Genomic DNA, 25,502 nt, shown 5'->3' with positions numbered 1-25,502 from the left:
GAACGCATGGTTTCCCCGATTCTCTAGCAATGCGGTCAAACCGAACGCGAGTTCGGTTGTGGTCGGAAAAGTACTGACTCGCCCGACCGTCGGGGAAGTTATAAGCGATCAAGTGTGCGAAGCAATCGGAATTCGATGGCGTTATGTCCGATTCCTGCTTACTTATGTGATCATGATGGGCCACCCTGCTCTGATCCTTTGCCCAGGCTTTGATCATCTTGACCGGTGAAGCGTTGTCAGCGCCGCCGGATAGCCTGGCGCAGCAGGATCCGAAGACTTGAGTCAACGCAGAGGGGGCGACGGAGCGAGGTGCGCGTACTCGGTGTGGACCCGGGGCTGACGCGGTGCGGCGTCGGCGTGGTCGAGGGTGTCGCGGGCCGGCCGCTGACCATGCTCGGCGTGGGGGTCATCCGCACGCTCCCGGACGCCGACCTCGGCCACCGCCTGCTCGCGGTCGAGCAGGGCGTCGAGAAGTGGCTGGACGAGCACCGGCCCGAGTTCGTCGCCGTCGAGCGTGTCTTCAGCCAGCACAACGTGCGCACGGTCATGGGGACCGCGCAGGCCAGCGCCGTGGCCATGCTGTGCGCCGCCCGCCGCGGCATCCCGGTCGCCCTGCACACCCCCAGCGAGGTCAAGGCCGCTGTCACCGGCAGCGGTCGCGCTGACAAGGCGCAGGTCGGCGCCATGGTCACCCGGCTGCTGAGACTCAGTGCTCCACCGAAGCCCGCGGACGCCGCGGACGCTCTGGCGCTGGCCATCTGCCACATCTGGCGCGCCCCCGCCCAGAACCGGCTCAGGCAAGCCGTCGCCCTGCACACAGCCAACGCAACGAAAGGCCGTACGGCATGATCGCCTTCGTCAGCGGCACGGTCGCCGCGCTCGCCCCCGATGCCGCAGTCGTCGAGGTGGGCGGCGTCGGCATGGCCGTCCAGTGCACGCCGAACACGCTGTCCACGCTCCGACTGGGCCAGCCCGCCAAGCTGCACACGTCGCTCGTCGTCCGTGAGGATTCGCTGACCTTGTACGGCTTCGCCGATGACGACGAGCGCCAGATCTTCGAGCTGCTGCAGACCGCGAGCGGCGTAGGCCCACGGTTGGCCCAGGCGATGCTCGCCGTGTACGCGCCCGACGCGCTGCGCCGCGCCGTCGCCACCGGTGACGAGAAGGCCCTCACCGCGGTCCCCGGGATCGGCAAGAAGGGCGCGCAGAAACTGTTGCTGGAGCTGAAGGACCGGCTCGGCGAGCCCACCGGTGCCCCCGTGGTCGGCACACCGGTCACCCAGGGCTGGCACGACCAGCTGCACGCCGCCCTCATCGGCCTCGGCTACGCCACCCGCGAGGCCGATGAGGCCGTAGCCGCCGTGGCACCCCAAGCCGAGGCAGCGGGCGGCACGCCCGAGGTGGGCAGACTGCTGAAGGCCGCCCTGCAGACCCTGAACCGAGCCCGCTGACCCCACCACTGTTGAGGCACGCCATATGAACTGGGACGAGACGACCGACATCCCCGCCGAGGACCGGCTCGCCGGCCCTGCCGCGGAGCGCTTGGTGGGCTCTGCCGCCGACCGGGAGGACCAGGCCGTCGAGGCCGCCCTGCGCCCGAAGGACCTCGGCGAGTTCATCGGCCAGGAGAAGGTCCGCGAACAGCTGGACCTCGTGCTGCGCGCCGCACGCGCGCGTGGCGCCACCGCCGACCACGTGCTGCTCTCCGGCTCGCCCGGCCTGGGCAAGACCACCCTGTCGATGATCATTGCTGCGGAGATGGGTGCCCCCATCCGCATCACCTCCGGCCCCGCCATCCAGCACGCTGGTGACCTCGCGGCGATCCTGTCCTCCCTCCAGGAGGGCGAGGTGCTCTTCCTCGACGAGATCCACCGCATGTCCCGGCCCGCCGAGGAGATGCTGTACATGGCGATGGAGGACTTCCGGGTCGACGTCATCGTGGGAAAGGGCCCCGGTGCCACTGCGATCCCGCTGGAGCTGCCCCCGTTCACCCTGGTCGGCGCCACCACCCGCGCGGGTCTGTTGCCACCCCCGTTGCGTGACCGCTTCGGCTTCACCGCCCACATGGAGTTCTACGAGCCCGTCGAGTTGGAGCGGGTCGTCCACCGCTCGGCAAACCTGCTGGACGTCGAGATCGAGTCGGACGGCGCCGCCGAGATCGCCGGTCGCTCCCGCGGCACGCCCCGCATCGCCAACCGCCTGCTGCGCCGGGTGCGCGACTACGCCCAGGTCAAGGCGGACGGCGTCATCACCCGGGAGATCGCCGAGGCCGCCCTTGCCGTCTACGAGGTCGACGTCCGCGGCCTCGACCGGCTCGACCGGGCCGTACTGGAGGCCCTGCTGAAGCTCTTCCGCGGAGGACCAGTCGGTCTGTCCACCCTCGCCGTCGCGGTGGGGGAGGAGCGGGAGACGGTCGAGGAGGTCGCCGAACCCTTCCTGGTCCGCCAGGGGCTGCTCGCCCGCACCCCGCGCGGCCGTGTCGCCACGCCCGCCGCCTGGGCACACCTCGGTCTCACCGCGCCGCACTCGGCCACAGGGGGGAGTGGGCAGCAGGACCTGTTCGGGACGTGACGACCCCGTCACGGAGGGGGTAATGGCCCAGACAGGAACCCAGGTGCCATGCTGAGCGTTGTTCCATGCACGCGGACTCGCTTAGACTCCGCCGATGCCGCCTTTGCGGGCGGCGCCGACCACACCCCCATCCAGAAGGCCGCTCTCCGTCGCGGTCGCGCGAAGGAACCCCGTCCCGTGAATGCCTTTACCCTTCTCCCCTTCATCGTGCTCATCGCGGCCATGTTCCTGATGACACGCTCGGCAAAGAAGAAGCAGCAGCAGGCCGCCCAGATGCGGAACGAGGTGCAGCCCGGATCCGGCGTCCGCACGATCGGGGGCATGTACGCGACGGTCAAGGAGGTCAACGAGGACACGGTCCTCCTCGACGCCGGGCCGGGCGTCGAGCTCCTCTTCGCCAAGAGCGCGATCGGGTCCGTCCTGACCGACGACGAATACAACCGCATCGTCCACGGCATCGAGCACGACCTGAAGTCCGACGCCGACCTCGTCCCGGACGACGCTTCCTCCCTCACGCAGTTCCACGACGCCGACGAGCCCGCTGCCGCCGCCGCTGCCGCCGCCTCCGGTGACAAGGCCGTCGATCTCGGCAAGGAGGACGCGGATGACCAGGAGGACGACGTGGCCGAGGCCGTCGTGGCCGAGGCGGACGAAGAGCCGAAGAAGACCGACGGCGACTCCGGCGCGAAGTAGTCACGCCCCGGGGCGTGCGCGGCGCGGCACGGCCGCGCTCCGCGCGCCCCGGGCGCGTCTGTTTCCCGCAGGGGATCCCGACACCATGTCATGGCCGTTCGGCGCCCACCTGGCGCGGGGCGGCCCGAGAGGGAGTTCGAGAAGGTGGCAGCACCTAAGAAGGGCCGGAATGCGAGCGCCCAAGGCAAGCCGGGGCGCTCGCTGGCCCTCATTCTGATCGCCATCGTGGGGCTCGCCGGGGGAATGTTCGCCTCGGGGCACGACACCCCGCGCCTTGGTATCGACCTCGCCGGCGGCACCAGCATCACGCTGACGGCGGTCAACCAGCCGGGACAGCCCAACGCGATCAACAAGGCCAACATGAACACCGCGGTCGACATCATGAACCGCCGTGTCAACGGGCTGGGCGTGTCGGAGACCGAGGTCCAGACCCAGGGCGATCGCAACATCATCGTCAACATCCCGCGGGGAACGAACTCCAAGGAGGCGCAGCAGCAGGTCGGCACCACCGCCAAGCTGTACTTCCGCCCGGTCCTGCAGCGTGAGGTCTCGGGTACGACCGGCAAGGCGAGCCCGAGTACCGGATCCAGCCCGAGTCCCGGATCCAGCGCGGGTGGCACCTCCTCTCCGAAGGCGAGCGGCACCCCCTCATCGAGCGCGTCGAGCAGCGCAGGCACGCAGAAGGCGACCGGCTCCAGCAGCGCCCCGTCGGCCTCTGCCACCACGCAGGGCCGCGCTGTCACCGGTGGCCTGAAGAAGACCTCTCCCACGCCGTCCCCGACCGGCTCCGCGTCCCCCAAGGCCGCCACGCCCTCGCCGTCGGCGAGCAGTGGTGCTGCCGCCCTCCAGGCCCGCTATGCCGCCCTCGACTGCAGCAAGCCCACCGAGCAGAACAGCGCCGGCAAGGGTGCCAAGCCCACCGAGCCCACCGTCGCGTGCGGCAAGGACGGCAAGGTCTGGAGCAAGTTCCTGCTCGGCCCGGTAGCGGTCGACGGCACCGAGGTGAAGAAGGCCCAAGCCGTCTTCGCCACTCAGGGTGCGGCCGGCTGGCAGGTCCAGATGACCTTCGACTCCAAGGGCTCCAGCAAGTTCGCCGACATCACCGGACAGCTGTCCCAGAAGCCTTCCCCGCAGAACGAGTTCGCGATCGTCCTCGACGACCAGGTGGTCTCCCACCCGTTCGTGCAGAGCGCCATCACCGGCGGTGACGCGGAGATCTCCGGCAGCTTCAGCCAGCAGGAGGCCCAGAGCCTGGCCAACATGCTGTCGTACGGCGCGCTCCCGCTGTCCTTCAAGGAATCGAGCGTCACGACGGTGACCGCTGCACTCGGTGGTGAGCAGCTGAAGGCCGGCCTCATCGCCGGCGCCATCGGCCTGGCCCTCGTGATCATCTACCTGGTGGTCTACTACCGCGGTCTCTCGCTCGTCGCGGTGGCGTCCCTCATGGTCTCCGCGATCCTCACCTACGTGATCATGTCGCTGCTCGGCCCGGCCATCCACTTCGCGCTGAACCTGCCGGCGGTCTGCGGCGCCATCGTCGCCATCGGTATCACTGCCGACTCGTTCATCGTGTACTTCGAACGCATCCGCGACGAGATCCGCGAGGGCCGCACGCTGCGTCCTGCCGTCGAGCGGGCCTGGCCGCGCGCCCGGCGCACCATCCTGGTCTCCGACTTCGTGTCGTTCCTGGCCGCCGCGGTGCTGTTCATCGTCACCGTCGGCAAGGTGCAGGGCTTCGCGTTCACGCTCGGCCTGACCACCCTGCTCGACGTGGTCGTCGTCTTCCTCTTCACCAAGCCGCTGATGACGATCCTCGCCCGCCGCACGTTCTTCGCGAGCGGCCACAAGTGGTCCGGGCTCGACCCGAAGAGCCTGGGTGCCAAGCCCCCGCTGCGCCGTACCCGCCGTCCCGCCGGTCCTGCCGCCGGCTCTGTCGACACGAAGGAGGCCTGAGCGATGTCGAAACTCGGCAACCTCGGTGCCCGGCTGCACCGCGGCGAGATCAGTTACGACTTCGTCGGCAAGCGCAAGATCTGGTACGGCATCTCGATCCTGATCACCATCACGGCCATCGTCGGCCTGGCGGTGCGCCACCTGAACATGGGCATCGAGTTCCAGGGTGGTGCGGTCTTCACCACACCGAAGACCAGCATCTCGGTGGCCCAGGCCGAGAATTACGCCCAGCAGGCGTCCGGCCATGACGCGGTGGTGCAGAAGCTCGGGACCGGAGCCCTGCGGATCCAGATCGCCGGCATCGACACCGGCAAGTCCGACCAGATCAAGGACACGCTGGCCAAGGACCTGAGCGTCGACTCCGAGCAGATCAATGCCGACCTGGTCGGCCCGAGTTGGGGCGAGCAGATCGCCAACAAGGCCTGGGAAGGCCTGGCGATCTTCATGGTGCTCGTCGTGATCTACCTGGCGATCGCCTTCGAGTGGCGCATGGCTCTCGCGGCCCTCGTCGCGCTGATCCACGACATCACCATCACCACGGGCATCTACGCGCTGGTCGGCTTCGAGGTCACACCCGGCACGGTGATCGGCCTGTTGACCATCCTCGGGTACTCGCTCTACGACACGGTCGTCGTCTTCGACAGCCTCAAGGAGCAGACGAAGGACATCACCAAGCAGACCCGCTTCACCTACGGCGAGATCGCCAACCGGTCGATCAACGGCACCCTGGTCCGCTCCATCAACACCACGGTCGTCGCCCTGCTGCCGGTCGCCGGGCTGCTCTTCATCGGCGGTGGCTTCCTCGGCGCGGGCACGCTGAACGACATCTCGCTGTCGCTGTTCGTCGGTCTCGCCGCTGGTGCCTACTCCTCGATCTTCATCGCCACACCGCTGGTCGCCGACCTCAAGGAGCGTGAGCCGGCGATGCGGGCACTCACCAAGCGGGTCATGGCCAAGCGCGCCCAGGCCGCCGCGGAGGGGGACCTCGCCGAGGCCCGTTCCGCCGGTGACGACGCCGAGGACGCCACTCCCGCCGTCGTGGGCCCGCGCAACCAGCCCGCGTCCCGTAGCCGGGGCCGTGGCCGGACCTCCGGGAAGCGCCGATGACCGAGCTCACGGACACCACCTCGCTGCTGCTCAGCCGCATCCGGGACGTCGCCGACTACCCCGAGCCGGGTGTGATGTTCAAAGACATCACCCCGCTCCTGGCGGACCCGGCCGCGTTCATGGCGCTCACCGAGGCACTGGCTGGGATCGCCGCCGACACGGGTGCGACCAAGGTCGTCGGCCTGGAGGCGCGGGGCTTCATCCTCGGTGCCCCGGTCGCCGTCCGCGCGGGCCTGGGCTTCATCCCGGTCCGCAAGGCGGGCAAGCTGCCGGGAGCCACCCTGCGCCAGGCCTACGACCTTGAGTACGGCTCGGCCGAGATCGAGCTGCACGCCGAGGACCTGACCACCGGCGACCGTGTGCTGATCGTGGACGACGTGCTGGCCACCGGTGGCACCGCAGAAGCCGCCGCGCAGCTCATCCAGCGGGCCGGAGCCGAGGTCTCGGGCATCGCGGTGCTGATGGAACTGGGCTTCCTGGGCGGTCGCGCCCGCCTGACGCCGTCCCTGGACGGCGCACCGCTGACGGCGCTGCTCCAGCTCTGACCCCCCGCACACACCCTGAACGGCCGTTCCGGTGCTTTCTCCGGGACGGCCGTTCGCTGTTCGGGCCAGCTGTGCGGCGTCCGCCTCCGCGTCGCTGCCTGAGCGGCCGAGTCCGGTCTGCCCGGCCAGCGGGGTTCCGACCGCGCCGAGGGGCCGGAACAGGGCTTCGGCGGCGTGGCCGGCCGCGAGATCGGAGGCCTCCAGCACGGTCAGCCCTCGGAGGCACGCTGAGCGGGAGAGCCTGACCGATGAGGAGGGGGCGGTCCGGGAACTGCAGCGGCACACCGCCGTGTGCAGACGCGCACCTCGCGGGCCCCGGGACCCTCTGTCGGAATCCCGCGACCGCCCCTTGTGTTTCACGGATGGACAGTCCTCACATCCGCCTGCGGGCGATGGTCAGGCGCAGGATCGCTACCATGGGGTTTCCGGAGCCTGACCGGGGGACCCGGATCGCGCACGAGGAGTCCTCTTGCCAGACGAGGCCCAGCCACTGACCGCCGCCAAGCCCGAGCCCGCCTCGGCCCCCGCGGCGAAGCCCGCGTCGACCGCGTCCCACGCGAAGAACGACACCCGCGGGGCGATCGAGCACGCCCAGTCCGCGCCCGTCGAGAAGGCTGCCGAGGTTTCACGTCCCAAGCCCTCCCCCGCCGCCGACCCCGCTCGGGCGGGGGGACCCCCGTCGCCTGAGCGTCCGGTGCAGCCACCCGTGCTTCGCCAGCCCGCCGTGCAGTCGAGCCGGAGCGGCTCCTCCAACCGTGTCCGCGCCCGCCTCGCTCGGCTCGGCGTCCAGCGGGCGAACCCCTACAACCCGGTCCTGGAGCCGTTGCTGCGGATAGTGCGCAGCAACGACCCCAAGATCGAGACCTCTACCCTCCGCCAGATCGAGCGTGCTTACCAGGTCGCCGAGCGCTGGCACCGGGGACAGAAGCGCAAGAGCGGTGATCCGTACATCACGCATCCGCTCGCCGTCACCACCATCCTCGCCGAACTCGGCATGGATCCGGCCACGCTCATGGCGGGCCTGTTGCACGACACCGTTGAGGACACCGAGTACGGCCTGGACCAGCTGCGCCGTGACTTCGGTGACACCGTGGCCCTGCTCGTCGACGGTGTCACCAAGCTGGACAAGGTCAAGTTCGGCGAGGCCGCGCAGGCCGAGACCGTGCGCAAGATGGTCGTGGCGATGGCCAAGGACCCGCGCGTGCTGGTCATTAAGCTCGCCGACCGCCTGCACAACATGCGCACGATGCGTTACCTCAAGCGTGAGAAGCAGGAGAAGAAGGCGCGCGAAACGCTGGAGATCTACGCGCCCCTCGCCCACCGCTTGGGCATGAACACCATCAAGTGGGAGCTGGAGGACCTCGCGTTCGCGATCCTCTACCCCAAGATGTACGACGAGATCGTACGGCTGGTGGCCGAACGGGCGCCCAAGCGTGACGAGTACCTCGCCATAGTGACCGACGAGGTGCAGGCCGATCTGCGTGCTGCTCGCATCAAGGCGACCGTCACCGGACGCCCGAAGCACTACTACAGCGTCTACCAGAAGATGATCGTGCGTGGCCGCGACTTCGCCGAGATCTACGACCTGGTGGGCATCCGTGTCCTCGTCGACACGGTCCGCGACTGCTATGCCGCCCTGGGCACGGTGCACGCGCGGTGGAACCCGGTCCCGGGCCGGTTCAAGGACTACATCGCGATGCCCAAGTTCAACATGTACCAGTCGTTGCACACGACGGTCATCGGGCCGGGCGGCAAGCCGGTCGAACTGCAGATCCGCACCTTCGACATGCACCGCCGCGCCGAGTACGGCATCGCCGCCCACTGGAAGTACAAGCAGGAGGCGGTCGCCGGCGCATCCAAGGTCCGCACGGACGCGCCCAAGACGTCCGCGAAGGACAAGGACGCCATCAACGACATGGCGTGGCTCCGGCAGTTGCTGGACTGGCAGAAGGAGACCGAGGACCCCGGCGAGTTCCTGGAGTCCCTGCGCTTCGACCTGTCCCGTAACGAGGTCTTCGTCTTCACCCCGAAGGGTGACGTCATCGCATTGCCGGCCGGCGCGACCCCGATCGACTTCGCTTACGCCGTGCACACCGAGGTCGGCCACCGCACCATAGGAGCCCGGGTCAACGGCCGGCTCGTGCCGCTCGAATCCACCCTGGACAACGGCGACCTGGTGGAGGTCTTCACCTCCAAGGCCCCCGGAGCGGGCCCCTCACGCGACTGGCTCGGGTTTGTGAAGTCGCCGCGTGCCCGCAACAAGATCCGGGCCTGGTTCTCCAAGGAGCGCCGGGACGAGGCGATCGAGCACGGCAAGGAAGCCATCGTGCGGGCCATGCGCAAGCAGAACCTGCCGATCCAGCGCATCCTCACCGGGGACTCCCTCGTCACGCTGGCGCACGAGATGCGCTACTCGGACATCTCCGCTCTGTATGCGGCGATCGGCGAGGGCCACGTGTCCGCGCAGAACATCGTGCAGAAGCTGGTCCAGGCCCTCGGTGGTGAGGAGGCCGCCACTGAGGAGATCGACGAGACGGTTCCGCCGGCCCGCAGCCGCAGCCGCAAGCGCCGCTCCAGCGCAGATCCGGGCGTCGTCGTCAAGGGCGTCGACGACGTCTGGGTCAAACTGGCCCGCTGCTGCACACCGGTGCCTGGCGATCCGATCATCGGCTTCGTCACGCGCGGCAGTGGCGTATCGGTTCACCGCAGCGACTGCGTCAACGTCGAGTCACTGTCCCGTGAACCGGAACGCATCTTGGAAGTCGAGTGGGCGCCCACCCAGTCCTCGGTGTTCTTGGTCGCCATCCAGGTGGAGGCCCTGGACCGTTCCCGCTTGCTGTCGGACGTCACGCGTGTGCTGTCCGACCAGCACGTCAACATCCTCTCGGCCGCCGTCCAGACCTCCCGCGACCGGGTGGCCACCTCCCGGTTCACCTTCGAGATGGGTGACCCGAAGCACCTCGGTCACGTCCTGAAGGCGGTACGGGGCGTGGAGGGCGTGTACGACGTCTACCGGGTGACGTCGGGGCGCAGCAGGTCCTGACGGACGCCCTCGGACCCCCTGAGGGACGCCCTCGGACCCCCTGAGGGACGCCCTCGGACCCCCTGAGGGACGCCCTCGGACCTCGCCAAGCACCGAGGGCCGGTGACGATGGCAGAGGGCCCCGTACACGCGTACGGGGCCCTCTGCCATCGTCACCGGCCCTGTTTCAGTCCACCGGCCCTGTCTCTCAGCCGCCGAACTCCTGCAGGCCCTTGAGAGCCTGGTCGAGGAGCGCCTGGCGGCCCTCCAGTTCGCGCTCCAGCTTCTCGGCCTTGGCGTTGTTGCCCTGGACCCTGGCCTGCTCGATCTGCGCCTTCAGCTTGTCCACGGCGGCCTGCAGCTGGCCGGTCAGACCCTCGGCACGCGCACGTGCCTCCGGGTTCGTCCGGCGCCACTCGGCCTCCTCGGCCTCCTGGATGGCACGCTCGACCGTGTGCATCCGGCCCTCGACCTTGGGACGTGCGTCCCGCGGCACGTGGCCGATGGCCTCCCAGCGCTCGTTGATCGAGCGGAAGGCGGCCCGTGCGGCCTTCAACTCCGTGATCGGTAGGAGCCTCTCGGCCTCCTCGGCCAGCTCCTCCTTCAGCTTCAGGTTCTCCGCCTGCTCCGCGTCCCGCTCGGCGAACACCGAGCTGCGTGCAGCGAAGAACACGTCCTGGGCACCGCGGAAGCGGTTCCACAGGTCGTCCTCGTGCTCGCGCTGGGCGCGGCCAGCGGCCTTCCACTCCGTCATCAGGTCGCGGTAGCGAGCCGCCGTCGGCCCCCAGTCCGTGGAGCCCGACAGCGCCTCTGCCTCGGCGACCAGCCGCTCCTTGGTCTGGCGGGCCTCCTCGCGCTGCGCGTCCAGCTGCGCGAAGTGCGCCTTGCGACGCTTGGAGAACGCCGACCGGGCGTGGGAGAAGCGGTGCCACAGTTCGTCGTCGGACTTGCGGTCCAGGCGAGGCAGCCCCTTCCAGGTGTCCACCAGCGCCCGCAGCCGCTCACCGGCGACCCGCCACTGGTCGGACTGGGCCAGCGCCTCCGCCTCCGCGACCAGTTCCTCCTTGGCCGTGCGGGCCTCGTCGGACTGTCTGGCCCGTTGCTGCTTGCGCTCCTCGCGGCGCGCCTCTACGGTCTCCACGAGCTTGTCCAGCCGCTTCCGTAGCGCGTCCAGGTCACCGACGGCATGGTGCGCGTCGACCTGCTCGCGCAGGTGGCCGATCGCGGTCTGGGCGTCCTTCGCCGACAAGTCGGTGGTCCGCACGCGCTTTTCGAGGAGGCCGATCTCGACAACCAGGCCTTCGTACTTGCGCTCGAAGTAGGCCAGTGCCTCCTCAGGGGAGCCGGCCTGCCAGGAACCGACGACCTTCTCACCGTCGGCCGTACGCACGTACACGGTCCCCGTCTCGTCGACGCGGCCCCACGGGTCGCTGCTCACAGCGCCTCCTCCACATGATGCCTGCGAGGTGCTCGGCACCTCGGGCATCGTCCACAGTTTCGTCACGGCCAACATAGGCGACCAGCGGGTTGCCTGTCCGCATCCAGCGCGACCGAAATTCCCCAGTCAGCCGTTCTCGGGTTTCTTTCCGGCGGCGTCAGGACTTGGTGACCGTCGCCTTGTTGATCACCACGGTCGCGTTGGGAGCGGTGTTGCGCGAGACCGGATCCGGAGCCTGGGCGCCGGCCGCGGCGATCTTCTTGAGCACCTTCATGCCGGCGGCGTCGACCGTGCCGAACGGCGTGTAGTAGGGCGGCAGCTGACTGTCCTGGTAGACCAGGAAGAACTGGCTGCCGCCGGTGTTCTGTCCCTGCTGGGTCTGCGCGTTGTACTGGTTGGCCATCGCCACCGTGCCCGCGGGGTACACATTGCCCTTCAGGCTCTTGTCCTTCAAATTCTCGTCCGGGATCGTGTAGCCGGGACCGCCCGTCCCCGTGCCCTTCGGATCACCGCACTGCAACACGTAGATGCCCTGCGTGGTCAGGCGGTGACACTTGGTGTGATCGAAGTAGCCCTTGGCCGCCAGGAAGTTGAACGAGTTCACGGTGTGCGGCGCGGCCGAAGCCTTCAGCGCGACGTTGATGTCACCGCACGTCGTCGCGAGCTTCATCGAGTACTTCGCCGACGTGTCGATCGTCATCGCCGGCTCCTTCTTGAAGCTCAGCTTCTTCACCGAGCCCTTGGCCGGCTTCGCGCACGGATCCGGCGCCTTGCTGGTGGGGGCGGCGCTCGGCGTGATGTCGGCGCTCGCGTTGGTCTTCTTGCCGTCGTTCTTCAGCACGCCGGTCGTGTACAGCGCGACACTGCCGATCACGACCACGCCCAGTACGGACGCGATCGCGGAGTTGCGCACGCGAGCCTTGCGCCGCGCCTCGGTGCGCCGCTGCTGCTGCCGCAAGAACTTCTCCCGGGCGAGCTGACGCCGCCGCTGATCCTGGCTGACCACCGGGTTCTCTCCTCATGCGTGTCGTGTGTCGAGCGGTACGCGTGCGTCCTCGTGAGCTGACCGCTGCGTGTAGCCCCGTACCGTATATGGGTTCGCTGAGGAAACGGCAGCGCCGGTAGGCTCTGACAGCAGCTGAAGCTGGCCGAAGCCGCCTGTATCCGACACAAACGAAGGACGATCGTGCTCATTGCCGGGTTCCCCGCCGGGGCCTGGGGGACGAACTGCTATCTCGTCGCCCCCGCCGCCGGTGAGGAGTGCGTGATCATCGACCCCGGCCACCAGGCCGCCGAAGGCGTCGAGGAAGCCCTGAAGAAGCATCGGCTCAAGCCTGTCGCCGTCGTCCTCACCCACGGTCACATCGACCACGTGGCCTCGGTGGTCCCGGTGTGCGGCGCACACGACGTGCCGGCCTGGATCCACCCCGAGGACCGGTACATGATGAGCGACCCCGAGAAGGCACTCGGCCGGTCCATCGGCATGCCGCTGATGGGCGAGCTGACCGTGGGGGAGCCGGACGACGTCAAGGACCTGACCGACGGTGCCGCGCTTGAGCTGGCCGGACTCGCCTTCTCCGTCGCCCACGCCCCGGGCCATACCAAGGGGTCGGTGACCTTCGGCCTGCCCGAGGCGGCGGACATCCCGCCCATCCTGTTCTCGGGCGACCTGCTGTTCGCCGGCTCCATCGGACGCACCGACCTGCCGGGCGGCTCCATGGAGGACATGTTTGCGTCACTGGCCCGCGTGTGCCTGCCGCTTGATGACTCCACCGTGGTGCTGCCCGGTCACAATGACCACACGACCATCGGCCGTGAGCGCGCCACCAACCCCTACCTACGGCAAGTGGCCACCGGCCGCCAAGTCGGCAGCGCCGCTGACGTTCCCCGACGAGGAATGTGACGAGAGAGCTTCCGTGAGCACCTTCAAGGCCCCCAAGGGCACCTACGACCTGATTCCGCCGGAGTCCGCCACATTCCTGGCGGTCCGTGAGGCGATCGCCGCCCCGCTGCGCACCTCCGGCTACGGCTACATCGAGACACCCGGCTTCGAGAACGTCGAACTGTTTGCGCGCGGTGTCGGCGAGTCCACCGACATCGTCACCAAGGAGATGTACGCCTTCGAGACCAAGGGCGGCGACAAGCTCGCCCTGCGCCCCGAGGGCACGGCATCCGTGCTGCGGGCGGCCCTGGAGGCCAACCTGCACAAGGCGGGCAACCTCCCGGTCAAACTCTGGTACTCCGGCTCGTACTACCGCTACGAACGCCCGCAGAAAGGCCGCTACCGGCACTTCTCCCAGGTTGGCGCCGAGGCGATCGGGGTGGAGGACCCGGCGGTCGACGCCGAACTGATCATCCTGGCCGACCAGGCGTACCGCTCGCTGGGTCTGCGCAACTTCCGCATTCTGCTGAACAGCCTGGGCGACAGGGAGTGCCGCCCGGTGTACCGGGCCGCGCTGCAGGACTTCCTGCGCGGCCTGGACCTGGACGAGGACACGCTCCGCCGGGCGGAGATCAACCCGCTCCGGGTCCTCGACGACAAGCGCGAGTCGGTACAGAAGCAGCTCACCGGAGCCCCGCTGCTCCGTGACTATCTCTGTGACGCTTGCAAGACCTACCACGAGGAGGTCCGCGGACTGCTCACCACGGCGGGCGTGGCCTTCGAGGACGACCTGAAGCTGGTACGCGGCCTGGACTACTACACCCGCACGACCTTCGAGTTCGTCCACGACGGTCTGGGCTCGCAGTCCGCGGTGGGCGGCGGTGGTCGTTACGACGGCCTGTCCGAGATGATCGGCGGCCCCGCGCTGCCGTCCGTCGGCTGGGCCCTCGGCGTCGACCGCACGGTTCTCGCCCTGGAGGCAGAGGGGATCGAACTCGAACTCCCCGCCGTCACCAGTGTGTTCGCCGTCCCGCTGGGTGAAGAGGCCCGCCGCGTGCTGTTCGCGAAGGTCACCGAGCTGCGCAAGGCGGGCATCGCGGCCGACTTCGCCTACGGCGGCAAGGGCCTCAAGGCGGCGATGAAGGCGGCCAACCGCTCGGGCGCGCGCTACGCCCTCGTCCTCGGGGAGCGCGACCTGGCGGACGACGTGGTCCAGCTCAAGGACATGGACTCCGGTGAGCAGTCGGCGGTCGCGATCGCCGAGGTCCTCACGGAACTCCGCTCACGACTCGGCTGACGGCCGGGGCCGTGCGGCACCCCGCCGTACGGCCCCCGTCCGCGACCGCGGGGAACACGCTGCACAGCGCCAGATGGCGGCGGGCCCGCGAGGGATCGGCGTCCCGTGTCACTTGCACGGCCTGGACCAGCATCAGCAGGCTGGCGAAGCCCTGGGTGAGGACGGGCGAAGTGCCGTACGGTCTCCCGGACCGTCAACTCGGCGGGCGCGGATTCGTCCTGCCAGACGATTTCCACGCGAGATCTCCACGCCCGGGTGGCTGCCGCCGGGTTCGCGCCGCGGACCGTGACCTCGCCTGCGTTGTCGGACCGGTTACCCGGGGGGGGGATCTCCACGGTGCTGCTCTTGCCCGCGCCATGGGTCCGAGCAGGCTGAACACCTCACCGTGCCGGATGCCGAGATCGAGCCCGTCCGCCGCGGTCACGTCCCCGTACCACGGGTGCAGCCCCCGTACGTCCACCGCGAGTTCGTTCGCGTGTGCCGTCATGCTTTCGATCATTGGCCGGAGCCGAACGGTCCACCACCACCGTGCGTACCTTCTTACGTCCACCAAACGGTGGACGCGGACGTGCGTGCGGCACAATGACCGTGCCCGAAGATGGTCCAGGACTCAAGTGACGGAATCGGCGTGATGAGCAAGACGACAGTCAAAGACGTCTCCACGGAGCCCGAACCCGAGCGCGACGCCCATGCGCCCCGGGTGGTGGGCGGCAGCCGTGCGTTCGCCCTGCTGCTGGTGATCACCGGTGCGGCTGGCCTGCTCGCCGCCTGGGTCATCACGCTCGACAAGTTCAAGATCCTCGAGTACAAGGTCGAAGGCAAGACCTTCACACCGAGTTGCAGCGTCAACGCCGTCGTCTCCTGCAGCAACGTGATGGAGAGCAAACAGGCGTCCGTCTTCGGGTTCCCGAACCCGATGCTCGGTCTGGTCTGCTACGGCATCGTGATCTGCGTCGGCATGAGCCTGTTGGCCCGGACGCGCTTCCCCCGCTGGTACTGGCTGACCTTCAACCTCGGCACCCTCTTCGGCGTCTGCTTCGTCACTTGGCTGCAGTTCCAGACGCTGTACCGGATCAACGCGCTGTGCCTGTGGTGCTCGCTGGCCTGGGTCGCGACGATCATCATGTTCTGGTACGTGACCACCTTCAACATCCGCAACGACTTCCTGCCCGTGCCGCGCCCGGTGAAGAAGTTCGTCGCCGAGTTCACCTGGGTCCTTCCGGCCACGCACGTCGGCGTCGTCGCCATGCTGGTCCTGACCCGCTGGGGCAGCGACCTCTGGGTTGGTTGACCGGCCACCCGGTCGGCCCGGCCGCGATGTCAGCCCCGTGATTTAGGGTTTCAGCGTGGAACCCGACCTCTTCACAGCCGCAGCAGAAGACCGCCAGGAAAAGGACCCGGCAGGCAGCCCCCTGGCGGTGCGCATGCGCCCGCGCACGCTCGACGAGGTCGTCGGCCAACAGCATCTGCTGGGCCCCGGTTCCCCGCTGCGCCGGCTGGTCGGTGAAGGGGCCGGCGGCCCCGCCGGGCCGTCCTCGGTGATCCTGTGGGGTCCGCCCGGTACCGGCAAGACGACCCTCGCCTACGTCGTCTCCAGGGCGACCAACAAGCGGTTCGTGGAACTGTCCGCGATCACCGCGGGCGTCAAGGAGGTCCGCGCGGTCATCGACGGCGCCCGCCGGGCCACCGGCGGCTTCGGCAAAGAGACCGTCCTCTTCCTGGACGAGATCCACCGCTTCAGCAAGGCCCAGCAGGACTCCCTGCTGCCGGCGGTGGAGAACCGCTGGGTGACCCTGATCGCGGCCACCACGGAGAACCCGTACTTCTCCGTCATCTCCCCACTGCTCTCCCGCTCTCTCCTGCTCACCCTCGAACCGCTCACCGACGACGACGTCCGGGGCCTGCTGCGCCGGGCGCTGAGCGAACAGCGCGGCCTGAAGGACGCCGTCGGCCTCCCCGAGGACACCGAGGAGCACCTGTTGCGGATCGCCGGCGGTGACGCCCGCCGGGCCCTGACCGCCCTGGAGGCCGCTGCCGGAGCCGCACTGGACCAAGGCGAGAGCGAGATCAGCCTGCGGACACTGGAGCAGACGGTTGACCGGGCCGCCGTGAAGTACGACCGCGACGGGGACCAGCACTACGACGTGGCCAGCGCCCTCATCAAATCCATCCGCGGCTCCGACGTCGACGCGGCCCTGCACTACCTGGCACGCATGATCGAGGCCGGCGAGGACCCCCGGTTCATCGCCCGCCGCCTCATGATCTCGGCCAGTGAGGACATCGGCCTGGCCGACCCGAACGCCTTGTCGATCGCCGTCGCCGCCGCCCAGGCCGTCGCGATGGTCGGCTTCCCCGAGGCCGCCCTCACCCTGAGTCACGCCACGATCGCCCTGGCCCTCGCCCCCAAGTCCAACTCCGCGACCTCGGCCATCGGCGCCGCACTGGAGGATGTGCGCAAAGGGCTGGCCGGCCCGGTGCCGCCGCATCTGCGTGACGGGCACTACAAGGGTGCCGCCAAGCTCGGCCACGCCCAGGGCTACGTGTATCCGCACGACCTGTCCGAGGGCATCGCCCAGCAGCAGTACGCGCCGGATGCCCTCAAGGACCGCGAGTACTACACGCCGACCCGGCACGGAGCCGAGGCCCGGTACGCGGACGCGGTCGAGTGGACCAGGAAGCACCTCGGTCGCAAGCGGCCCTGAGCGCCCTGTAGAATCCACCGGAGTGCTGAGCCCCGTGTCCGTGCCTCCGCAAGGAGTACCGGCACCACCAGAGCGGGGCATCCAGCCGGAACCTCCCCTGGGGGGTTCCAGGAGCGTCGCGCACCGTCGAACGGTGTCGCGGGCAGCCCACCACCACCCGGGTCCGGGAGAGGTCGGTGGGCCACTCGCGTGCTGCACGTATGTGCCCAGACCAGGGGAGCGGCTGCCCACCGGGGACCGGCTACGGTCCCGGCGGGAATTTCCCGGCTGCGGATGCGACCTCCCCTAACCCTGGTGAAGCCGTATTCGCATCAGAAACACGAGGTGTTCGGTTCCATGGCGAACCAGTCCCGTCCCAAGGTCAAGAAGTCGCGTGCCCTCGGCATCGCGCTGACCCCGAAGGCCGTCAAGTACTTCGAGGCCCGCCCCTACCCGCCGGGTGAGCACGGTCGTGGCCGCAAGCAGAACTCGGACTACAAGGTCCGTCTGCTGGAGAAGCAGCGTCTGCGCGCGCAGTACGACGTGTCCGAGCGCCAGCTCGTCCGCGCCTACGAGCGTGCTTCCAAGGTCCAGGGCAAGACGGGTGAGGCCCTGATCATCGAGCTGGAGCGCCGTCTCGACGCGCTGGTCCTGCGTTCGGGCATCGCCCGCACGATCTACCAGGCCCGCCAGATGGTCGTCCACGGCCACATCCAGGTCAACGGCCAGAAGGTCGACAAGCCGTCCTTCCGCGTCCGCCCGGACGACGTCGTGCAGGTCCGCGACCGCTCCAAGGACAAGACGCTCTTCCAGATCGCCCGCGAGGGTGGCTTCGCCCCCGAGGGTGAGACCCCGCGCTACCTGCAGGTGAACCTCAAGGCCCTGGCGTTCCGCCTGGACCGCGACCCGAACCGCAAGGAGATCCCGGTGATCTGCGACGAGCAGCTCGTCGTCGAGTACTACGCCCGCTGATCCCGGCCGCGGCGTAGCACCTCAGCCCGCCGTCTCCCCGCCCCTCAGGGCGGGCGAGGCGGCGGGTTCGCGTTTCCCGGTCGACCCGCGGTAACGAGGGCGCCCCCCGCTCTCGTCGCGGCGGACGACCGATTGTGCCGGGGAGCCCCTCCAACCGGTAGCAGAGCTCCCGCACTTCCGGGCGGTCGGGCACCTCCGCCCCCCGGCCCCAGGCACGGCCCGTGAATAGCCCCACCACCTCGTCGGCGTTCAGCGGTGCCAGCGGGAACAGCTGCGCGCCCGGTCCAGCACGGCCGCCAGCCGGTCGAGTTCGGCCGAGCGCCCGACGAAAGAGGTGGGTTCGGGGGGCCGATGGCCGTCTGCCCAGGGGGGCGGGGCTCTGAGGCGCTCGCCTGGGACACGGAGCGTACTGAAGCCTGTTCCCTCCGTACAATCGCTTCCCGCAGCTCCCGGCCCGGTGCCAGCTAATCCGGTACGGAGCCCCGGTCGCGGCGCGATAGGCTCGGGGCACTGCCTTTTCAAGGTTCCGATGCTCAGAGAACGTTTCAGGGAGCGGGTGCGCACAGTGTCCGGTGGAGAGGTGGCCGGGATTCTGGTGGCCGTCTTCTGGGCGATCCTGGTCTCCTTCCTCGCGGTCGCGCTGGCGAGGGTGGCCCAGACGCTCAAGGCGACCACCAAACTCGTGGTGGACGTGACTGACCAGGCCGTCCCGCTGCTCGCCGACGCATCGTCGGCCGTGCGGTCCGCACAGACCCAGATCGACCGGGTCGATGCGATCGCCTCCGACGTCCAGGAGGTCACGTCGAACGCCTCCGCGCTGTCGACCACCGTCGCCTCCACCTTCGGCGGCCCGCTGGTCAAGGTCGCGGCCTTCGGCTACGGCGTCCGCCGGGCTCTGGGCGTCCGCAAGGAGGGCGTGCCCGCGAAGTCGCAGCGGCGTACCGTGATCGTGGGCCGCACCGTCCCTGCCGCACCACGCAAGCGCACCGCCCGCGGAAAGAGGGACTGAGACCGAGCGATGTTCCGCCGTACGTTCTGGTTCACCACCGGTGTCGCCGCCGGGGTGTGGGCCACCACCAAGGTCAACCGCAAACTCAAGCAGCTGACGCCGGAGAGCCTGGCCGCCACTGCGGCGAACAAGGCCCTGGAGACCGGTCAGCGCCTGAGGGACCGCGCAGTCGGCTTTGCCGTCGACGTCCGCGACAACATGGCCCAGCGGGAGGTCGAGCTGGGGGAGGCGTTGGGTATCGACGTGGACCCCGCACTTCCCGCGCCCCGGCGTCACACCGCCATGGAGAACAACCGCAGTAACCCGAAGTACATCGAGAACACGACGTACTCGTACAACCGGAATGAGGACCACTGATGGAGTCGGCCGAGATTCGCCGCCGCTGGCTGAGCTTCTTCGAGGAGCGCGGGCACACCGTCGTCCCTTCGGCGTCGCTCATCGCGGACGACCCGACTCTGCTCCTCGTACCCGCCGGCATGGTGCCCTTCAAGCCCTACTTCCTGGGTGAGGTCAAGCCGCCCTTCCCGCGCGCCACCAGCGTGCAGAAGTGCGTGCGCACACCCGACATCGAAGAGGTCGGCAAGACCACGCGGCACGGCACGTTCTTCCAGATGTGCGGCAACTTCTCCTTCGGCGACTACTTCAAGGAAGGCGCCATCAAGCTGGCCTGGGAGCTGCTCACCTCGCCCCAGGACAAGGGCGGTTACGGTCTCGACCCCGAGCGCGTGTGGATCACCGTCTACCAGGACGACGACGAGGCCGAGCAGATCTGGCACGAGGTCGTCGGAGTGCCCAAGGAGCGCATCCAGCGCCTGGGGATGAAGGACAACTTCTGGTCCATGGGCGTGCCCGGCCCGTGCGGCCCCTGCTCCGAGATCAACTACGACCGCGGCCCCGAGTTCGGCGTCGAGGGCGGGCCCGCCGTCAACGACGAGCGGTACGTGGAGATCTGGAACCTCGTCTTCATGCAGTACGAACGAGGTGAGGGCATCGGCAAGGACAACTTCGAGATCCTCGGGGACCTGCCGAGCAAGAACATCGACACGGGGCTCGGCCTCGAGCGGCTCGCCATGATTCTGCAGGGCGTGCAGAACATGTACGAGATCGACACCTCCATGGCCGTCATCGACAAGGCCACCGAACTGACCGGGGTCCGCTACGGCGACGCCCACGACTCGGACGTGTCCCTGCGCGTGGTCACCGACCACATGCGCACCGCCACCATGCTCATCGGTGACGGCGTCACCCCGGGCAACGAGGGCCGCGGCTACGTACTGCGCCGCATCATGCGCCGCGCCATCCGCAACATGCGTCTGCTCGGCGCCACCGGTCCGGTCGTCAAGGGCCTCATTGACACCGTGATCGGCATGATGGGCCAGCAGTACCCCGAGCTGATCACCGACCGCGAGCGCATCGAGAAGGTCGCTCTCGCCGAGGAGAACGCCTTCCTCAAGACGCTGAAGGCCGGCACCAACATCCTCGACACCGCCGTCGCCGAGACCAAGGCCGCCGGCTCCGCGATCCTGCCCGGCGACAAGGCCTTCCTGCTCCACGACACCTGGGGCTTCCCGATCGACCTCACCTTGGAGATGGCCGCCGAGCAGGGCCTGACCGTGGATGAGGAGGGCTTCCGCCGCCTGATGAAGGAGCAGCGGGAGCGCGCCAAGGCTGATGCCCAGGCCAAGAAGACCGGCCACGCCGACCTGGGGGCCTACCGCGAGATCGCCGACGCCTCCGGCGCCACCGACTTCATCGGCTACAGCGACACCGAGGGGGAAGTCACGGTCGTCGGTCTGCTCGTCGACGGTCTGTCTTCCCCCGCCGCCAGCGAGGGCGACGAGGTCGAGGTCGTCCTGGACCGCACTCCGTTCTACGCCGAGGGCGGCGGCCAGATCGGTGACACCGGCCGGATCAGGGTCGACTCCGGTGCCGTCATCGAGGTCCGCGACTGTCAGAAGCCGGTGCCGGGCGTCTATGTCCACAAGGGCGTCGTCCAGGTCGGTGAGGTGACGGTCGGGGCCAAGGCCCACGCTTCCATCGACGCCCGCCGCCGCAAGGCCATCGCCCGCGCCCACTCGGCCACCCACCTGACCCACCAGGCCCTGCGCGACGCCCTCGGCCCGACCGCCGCCCAGGCCGGTTCCGAGAACCAGCCCGGCCGCTTCCGCTTCGACTTCGGTTCCCCGTCGGCCGTGCCGACGGCCGTGATGACGGACGTCGAGCAGAAGATCAACGAGGTGCTCGCCCGCGACCTCGACGTGCACGCCGAGGTCATGGGCATCGACGAGGCCAAGAAGCAGGGTGCCATCGCCGAGTTCGGCGAGAAGTACGGCGAGCGGGTCCGCGTGGTTACCATCGGCGACTTCTCCAAGGAGCTGTGTGGTGGCACCCACGTGCACAACACCGCTCAGCTGGGTCTGGTGAAGCTGCTCGGAGAGTCCTCCATCGGTTCCGGGGTGCGTCGTATCGAGGCCCTGGTCGGTGTGGACGCCTACCACTTCCTCGCCCGTGAGCACACGGTCGTCAACCAGTTGACCGAGCTACTCAAGGGCCGTCCGGAGGAGCTGCCGGAGAAGATCTCCTCGATGCTCGGCAAGCTGAAGGACGCCGAGAAGGAGATCGAGAAGTTCCGCGCCGAGAAGGTGCTGCAGGCCGCCGCTGGTCTGGCCGAGTCCGCCAAGGACGTACGCGGCGTGGCCGTCGTCACCGGCCGGGTTCCGGACGGCACCACGCCGGACGACCTGCGCAAGCTGGTCCTCGACGTACGCGGCCGCATCCAGGGCGGCCGGGCGGCCGTGGTGGCCCTGTTCACGGTGACGGGCGGTAAGCCGCTGACCGTCATCGCCACCAACGAGGCCGCCCGCGAGCGTGGGCTGAAGGCCGGTGACCTGGTCCGTACCGCCGCCAAGACGCTCGGCGGCGGCGGTGGCGGCAAGCCCGACGTCGCTCAGGGCGGCGGCCAGAACCCGGCTGCCGTCGGCGACGCCGTGGCTGCCGTCGAGCGTCTTGTCGCCGAAGCCGCCAAGTGATCGCCGAAATGGCCGACGAGTGACCGCAGAGCAAGGAAACGGCCGGAACATGCGCAGAGGACGTCGTATCGCGATCGACGTCGGGGACGCTCGGATCGGAGTCGCCTCGTGTGACCCCGACGGGATCCTTGCCACCCCTGTGGAGACGGTCCCCGGCCGGGACGTCCCCGCCGCCCACCGCCGGCTGCGGCAACTGGTGGAGGAGTACGAACCGATCGAGGTCGTCGTCGGTCTCCCCCGCTCCCTCAAGGGGGGCGAGGGCCCGGCCGCGGCCAAGGTCCGCAGCTTCGCCCAGGAGCTGGCCCAGGGTGTCAAACCGGTGCCGGTGCGCCTGCTGGACGAACGGATGACGACCGTGACGGCCAGTCAGGGACTACGCGCCTCGGGGGTGAAGTCGAAGAAGGGCCGCTCCGTCATCGACCAGGCCGCGGCCGTCGTCATTCTGCAGCAGGCCCTGGAATCCGAACGGGTGTCAGGTAAACCACCCGGTGAGGGCGTCGAAGTGGTCATCTGATCGCGATACGGTAACGTTCCGCGCGATGCGCCGGTGTTCGAACAGCCGGGGCACAACAAGAGGCGGAATGGGAACCGGCCCACCGGTCGCGTGACCATCGGCCTCGCGGCTCTAGGGGATCGATGACTGAGTATGGCCGGGGCCCTGGCTCCGAACCGTGGCATCCCGAGGACCCGTTGTACGGGGACGGCGGATGGGAAGGGCAGCAGGCGCACGTCGGCCGGCAGGCTGCCTACGGCGGCCAGCCGCAGCAGCCCTACCTGCAGGAGCCGCAGTACGGAGACTGGAGCCAGGAGCAGCAGTCCGGGCACACCGGGCAGCAGTACCAGCAGTACTACGAGGAACAGAGCCTGCTCCAGTACGACCAGCAGTACGCCGGTCACCCCCAGCAGCAGTTCCACCGGGGTGGCTGGGACGCGACCGGCGGCCACGGTCCCCTGCCCCATGCCGCCGGTGCAGGCGACCCGTACGACCAGCAGCCCGTGGCCTATGGCGGGGAACAGCCCGACTTCTATGGCACGGAGGACGCCTACCCGCCCCCGAAGCCGCCCGGCCACCGAAGCCCCGAACCGGAACCGGAACCGGAATCCCCGGCCGAGGAGGAGCACGCCTTCGCCGGCGGCGGGGGCGACGACGGGGAGCAGCACGAGCTCCAGAGCCGGCGCGACCGGCGCGGCAAAGGCAGGAAACCAGGCAGCGGCCGCAAGCCGGTCAAGGGCAGGAAGGGACGCACCGGCTGTGCCTGCATGGTGGTCGTCCTGGTGTTCGGCGGCGGACTCGGTGTAGTCGGGTACTTCGGCTACAAGTTCTACCAAAATCGTTTCGGCGTGGCACCGGATTATGCGGGTGACGGAAACGGTGAGCAGGTCACGGTGACCATCCCCAAGGGCGCTGGTGGCTTGGCGATCGGCCAGAAACTGAAAGAGGCGGGCGTCGTCGAGAGCGTGGACGCGTTCGTCTCCGCGCTGCAGGCCAATCCCCACGGCAAGTCGCTCCAGGACGGTGTCTACACCCTGGAGAAGCACATGTCCGCCGCGAGTGCGGTCAAACTGATGCTGAGCCCGAAGAGCCGTGGCAACCTGATCATCGCCGAGGGCCTGCGCAACACAGCGGTCTACGCGCTCATCGACAAGCGCCTCGAGGTGGCGGCGGGGACCACCGCGCGCGTTGCGAAGAAGGAGTACAAGCACCTCGGCCTGCCCGGCTGGGCGCTGAACCACCCGAACCTCAAGGACCCGCTGGAAGGGTTCCTCTACCCGTCCAGCTACGCGGTTACCAAGGGCCAGGAACCGGAAGCCGTCCTGAAAAGCATGGTGTCGCGGGCCAGCGCCAAGTACTCGGAGCTGGGCCTGGAGAAGAACGCCAAGAGCCTTGGTCTCGACAGCCCCTGGCAACTGCTCACCGTGGCGAGCCTGGTGCAGGCGGAGGGCACGAGTCACGAGGACTTCCGCAAGATGGCCGAGGTCGTCTACAACCGCCTCACGCCGGACAACACCCAGACCTACGGGCGCCTGGAATTCGACTCCACGTACAACTACGTGAAGAACCAGAGCAAGATCGACCTGAGCATCGCCGAGCTGCGTAGGTACAACAACCCCTACAACACCTACTTCTCCAAGGGCCTGCCACCGGGACCCATCGACAACCCCGGCGAGGAAGCGATCAAGGGCGCGCTCGACCCGACACACGACGGCTGGTACTACTTCATCTCGATGGACGGCAAGACCAGCAAGTTCACCAGGACGCTTGAGGAACACAACAAGCTGGTCGAAGAATGGAACGCGTCGAGGAAAAAGAACTGATGACCGTAAGACACCGGGCCGCCGTGCTCGGTTCGCCCATCTCCCACTCTCTCTCCCCGGTGCTGCACCGGGCGGCGTACGCCGAACTCGGGCTCACCGACTGGTCGTACGACCGCTTCGAGGTCGACGAAGCCGGTCTGCCCGCCTTCGTCCGGGAGCTCGGAGAGGAATGGGCGGGGCTGTCGTTGACCATGCCGCTCAAGCGGGCGGTCATCCCGCTGTTGGACGAGATCAGCGACACCGCCGCCTCCGTTGACGCGGTCAACACCGTCGTCTTCACCGAGGACGGACGCCGCACCGGCGACAACACCGATATCCCGGGCATGGCGGCGGCACTGCGTGAGCACGGCATCACCCGGGTCGATTCTGCCGCGATCCTCGGTGCCGGTGCCACCGCCTCCTCCGCGCTCGCCGCGTTGTCCCGGATCTGCGCCGGGGAGGTCGCCGTCTACGTCCGCAGTGAGGCCCGTGCCGCCGAGATGCGGCACTGGGGCGAGCGGCTGGGCGTGGAGGTGCGGACGGCGGACTGGGCGGACGCGGCCGAGGCCCTGCGCGCACCGCTGGTGATCGCCACCACGCCCGCTGGTGCCACCGACGACCTTGCCGCCGCCGTACCCGAGCGCCCCGCCGCCCTCTTCGACGTGCTCTACGACCCCTGGCCAACCGAGCTCGCGGCTCGCTGGTCCATGTTCGGGGGCGCTGTGGTCAGCGGCCTCGACCTGCTGGTCCACCAGGCCGTCCTCCAGGTCGAACGAATGACCGGCCGCTCCCCGGCTCCGCTGGAGGTCATGCGTCACGCCGGTGAGAAGGCCCTGGCCGGCCGTTGACCCCTCTCTCGCGCGTCCGTCTGCTGGACCGGCCGCAGGATGCCGGCCCCGGACGTGGGAGGATCAGAGGTGGCGGGCCGGGGTCGCGCACCCGGTCGCGTCGTCGCCGTACGCGAGCACCTGCGTACGCCGGGCAGTGCCGGGCGCGAACACTGAGGAG

21 protein-coding genes and 1 pseudogene are annotated in these 25,502 nt (G+C 68.8%); 19 read left to right on the top strand and 3 right to left on the bottom strand.

Translation table 11 applies throughout. The annotated features are described in order from the left end of the window. The first annotated feature begins 309 nt into the window (after window positions 1-309). From ruvC to LK06_RS04250, 8 genes are all read left to right on the top strand, one after another. Window positions 310-849 carry a crossover junction endodeoxyribonuclease RuvC gene (gene ruvC / locus LK06_RS04290; protein WP_039648943.1) on the top strand — a complete coding sequence of 180 codons (540 nt, stop codon included), beginning with the start codon at window positions 310-312 and terminating at the stop codon, window positions 847-849. Next, complete coding sequence (gene ruvA / locus LK06_RS04285) at window positions 846-1,451, top strand: Holliday junction branch migration protein RuvA (protein WP_039648945.1); 606 nt, start codon at window positions 846-848, stop codon at window positions 1,449-1,451. The genes ruvC and ruvA overlap by 4 nt, the downstream gene beginning before the upstream one ends. Before the next feature lie 25 nt (window positions 1,452-1,476). Continuing rightward, window positions 1,477-2,571: a Holliday junction branch migration DNA helicase RuvB gene (gene ruvB / locus LK06_RS04280; RefSeq protein ID WP_043434075.1), complete on the top strand. Its 1,095-nt coding sequence runs from the start codon at window positions 1,477-1,479 to the stop codon at window positions 2,569-2,571. Window positions 2,572-2,748: 177 nt separating this feature from the next. Then, window positions 2,749-3,264: a preprotein translocase subunit YajC gene (yajC, locus tag LK06_RS04275; protein ID WP_039648949.1), complete on the top strand. Its 516-nt coding sequence runs from the start codon at window positions 2,749-2,751 to the stop codon at window positions 3,262-3,264. A 144-nt stretch (window positions 3,265-3,408) separates the two neighbouring features. Next, the gene (secD, locus tag LK06_RS04270; RefSeq protein WP_052269728.1) at window positions 3,409-5,217 is read left to right on the top strand and encodes a protein translocase subunit SecD; all 1,809 of its coding nucleotides are present in this window, start codon (window positions 3,409-3,411) and stop codon (window positions 5,215-5,217) included. 3 nt (window positions 5,218-5,220) lie between these two features. After that, the gene (gene secF, locus LK06_RS04265; RefSeq protein WP_039648951.1) at window positions 5,221-6,324 is read left to right on the top strand and encodes a protein translocase subunit SecF; all 1,104 of its coding nucleotides are present in this window, start codon (window positions 5,221-5,223) and stop codon (window positions 6,322-6,324) included. After that, window positions 6,321-6,869 (top strand): adenine phosphoribosyltransferase, encoded by a 549-nt coding sequence (locus tag LK06_RS04260; RefSeq protein WP_039648953.1) that lies wholly within the window; start codon window positions 6,321-6,323, stop codon window positions 6,867-6,869. The genes secF and LK06_RS04260 overlap by 4 nt, the downstream gene beginning before the upstream one ends. Window positions 6,870-7,338: 469 nt before the next feature. Beyond that, a complete protein-coding gene (locus tag LK06_RS04250) occupies window positions 7,339-9,912 on the top strand; it encodes a RelA/SpoT family protein (RefSeq protein ID WP_039648955.1) in 2,574 nt (857 codons plus the stop codon). A 187-nt stretch (window positions 9,913-10,099) separates the two neighbouring features. Here the strand turns inward: LK06_RS04250 and LK06_RS04245 are convergent, their stop codons facing one another. Both LK06_RS04245 and LK06_RS04240 read right to left on the bottom strand, forming a co-directional pair. After that, on the bottom strand, window positions 10,100-11,329 hold the full coding sequence (locus tag LK06_RS04245) for a DUF349 domain-containing protein (protein ID WP_039648957.1): 1,230 nt from the start codon (window positions 11,327-11,329) through the stop codon (window positions 10,100-10,102). A gap of 157 nt (window positions 11,330-11,486) precedes the next feature. Then, a complete protein-coding gene (locus tag LK06_RS04240; RefSeq protein ID WP_043434077.1) occupies window positions 11,487-12,335 on the bottom strand; it encodes a peptidylprolyl isomerase in 849 nt (282 codons plus the stop codon). 180 nt (window positions 12,336-12,515) lie between these two features. Here LK06_RS04240 and LK06_RS04235 point away from each other — a divergent pair, with 180 nt between their 5' ends. Further along, window positions 12,516-13,232 (top strand): MBL fold metallo-hydrolase, encoded by a 717-nt coding sequence (locus LK06_RS04235; RefSeq protein WP_039648961.1) that lies wholly within the window; start codon window positions 12,516-12,518, stop codon window positions 13,230-13,232. Between the two features lie 13 nt (window positions 13,233-13,245). After that, on the top strand, window positions 13,246-14,508 hold the full coding sequence (gene hisS / locus LK06_RS04230; protein WP_039648963.1) for a histidine--tRNA ligase: 1,263 nt from the start codon (window positions 13,246-13,248) through the stop codon (window positions 14,506-14,508). Window positions 14,509-14,639: 131 nt separating this feature from the next. Here the strand turns inward: hisS and LK06_RS34205 are convergent. Then, window positions 14,640-14,995 (bottom strand): annotated as a pseudogene (locus LK06_RS34205) (ATP-binding cassette domain-containing protein); the annotation flags it as partial. 144 nt (window positions 14,996-15,139) lie between these two features. Between LK06_RS34205 and LK06_RS04220 the strand changes: the two are divergent. The 9 genes from LK06_RS04220 (at window position 15,140) to LK06_RS04180 (ending at window position 25,342) form a co-directional block, all read left to right on the top strand. After that, window positions 15,140-15,799, top strand: coding sequence for a vitamin K epoxide reductase family protein (locus tag LK06_RS04220; protein WP_039648966.1), 660 nt, complete (start codon window positions 15,140-15,142; stop codon window positions 15,797-15,799). A 55-nt stretch (window positions 15,800-15,854) separates the two neighbouring features. After that, on the top strand, window positions 15,855-17,210 hold the full coding sequence (locus LK06_RS04215) for a replication-associated recombination protein A (protein ID WP_039648968.1): 1,356 nt from the start codon (window positions 15,855-15,857) through the stop codon (window positions 17,208-17,210). A gap of 336 nt (window positions 17,211-17,546) precedes the next feature. After that, window positions 17,547-18,161, top strand: coding sequence for a 30S ribosomal protein S4 (gene rpsD, locus LK06_RS04210; protein WP_039649136.1), 615 nt, complete (start codon window positions 17,547-17,549; stop codon window positions 18,159-18,161). A gap of 565 nt (window positions 18,162-18,726) precedes the next feature. Further along, a complete protein-coding gene (locus LK06_RS04205) occupies window positions 18,727-19,170 on the top strand; it encodes a DUF948 domain-containing protein (RefSeq protein ID WP_039648969.1) in 444 nt (147 codons plus the stop codon). A 9-nt stretch (window positions 19,171-19,179) separates the two neighbouring features. Then, window positions 19,180-19,527, top strand: coding sequence for a hypothetical protein (locus LK06_RS04200; protein WP_039648971.1), 348 nt, complete (start codon window positions 19,180-19,182; stop codon window positions 19,525-19,527). Next, on the top strand, window positions 19,527-22,199 hold the full coding sequence (gene alaS / locus LK06_RS04195) for an alanine--tRNA ligase (protein ID WP_039648973.1): 2,673 nt from the start codon (window positions 19,527-19,529) through the stop codon (window positions 22,197-22,199). Before LK06_RS04200 ends, alaS begins: the two co-directional genes overlap by 1 nt. A gap of 49 nt (window positions 22,200-22,248) precedes the next feature. Further along, complete coding sequence (gene ruvX / locus LK06_RS04190; protein WP_039648975.1) at window positions 22,249-22,713, top strand: Holliday junction resolvase RuvX; 465 nt, start codon at window positions 22,249-22,251, stop codon at window positions 22,711-22,713. Window positions 22,714-22,835: 122 nt separating this feature from the next. Then, window positions 22,836-24,515 carry an endolytic transglycosylase MltG gene (gene mltG / locus LK06_RS04185; protein WP_174673804.1) on the top strand — a complete coding sequence of 560 codons (1,680 nt, stop codon included), beginning with the start codon at window positions 22,836-22,838 and terminating at the stop codon, window positions 24,513-24,515. Further along, the gene (locus LK06_RS04180) at window positions 24,515-25,342 is read left to right on the top strand and encodes a shikimate dehydrogenase (RefSeq protein WP_039648979.1); all 828 of its coding nucleotides are present in this window, start codon (window positions 24,515-24,517) and stop codon (window positions 25,340-25,342) included. The genes mltG and LK06_RS04180 overlap by 1 nt, the downstream gene beginning before the upstream one ends. Window positions 25,343-25,502 lie beyond the last annotated feature (160 nt).

The sequence above is a fragment of the Streptomyces pluripotens genome (assembly GCF_000802245.2).
Lineage (GTDB): Bacteria > Actinomycetota > Actinomycetes > Streptomycetales > Streptomycetaceae > Streptomyces > Streptomyces pluripotens.
This window is presented reverse-complemented; position numbering and strand designations above follow the sequence as displayed.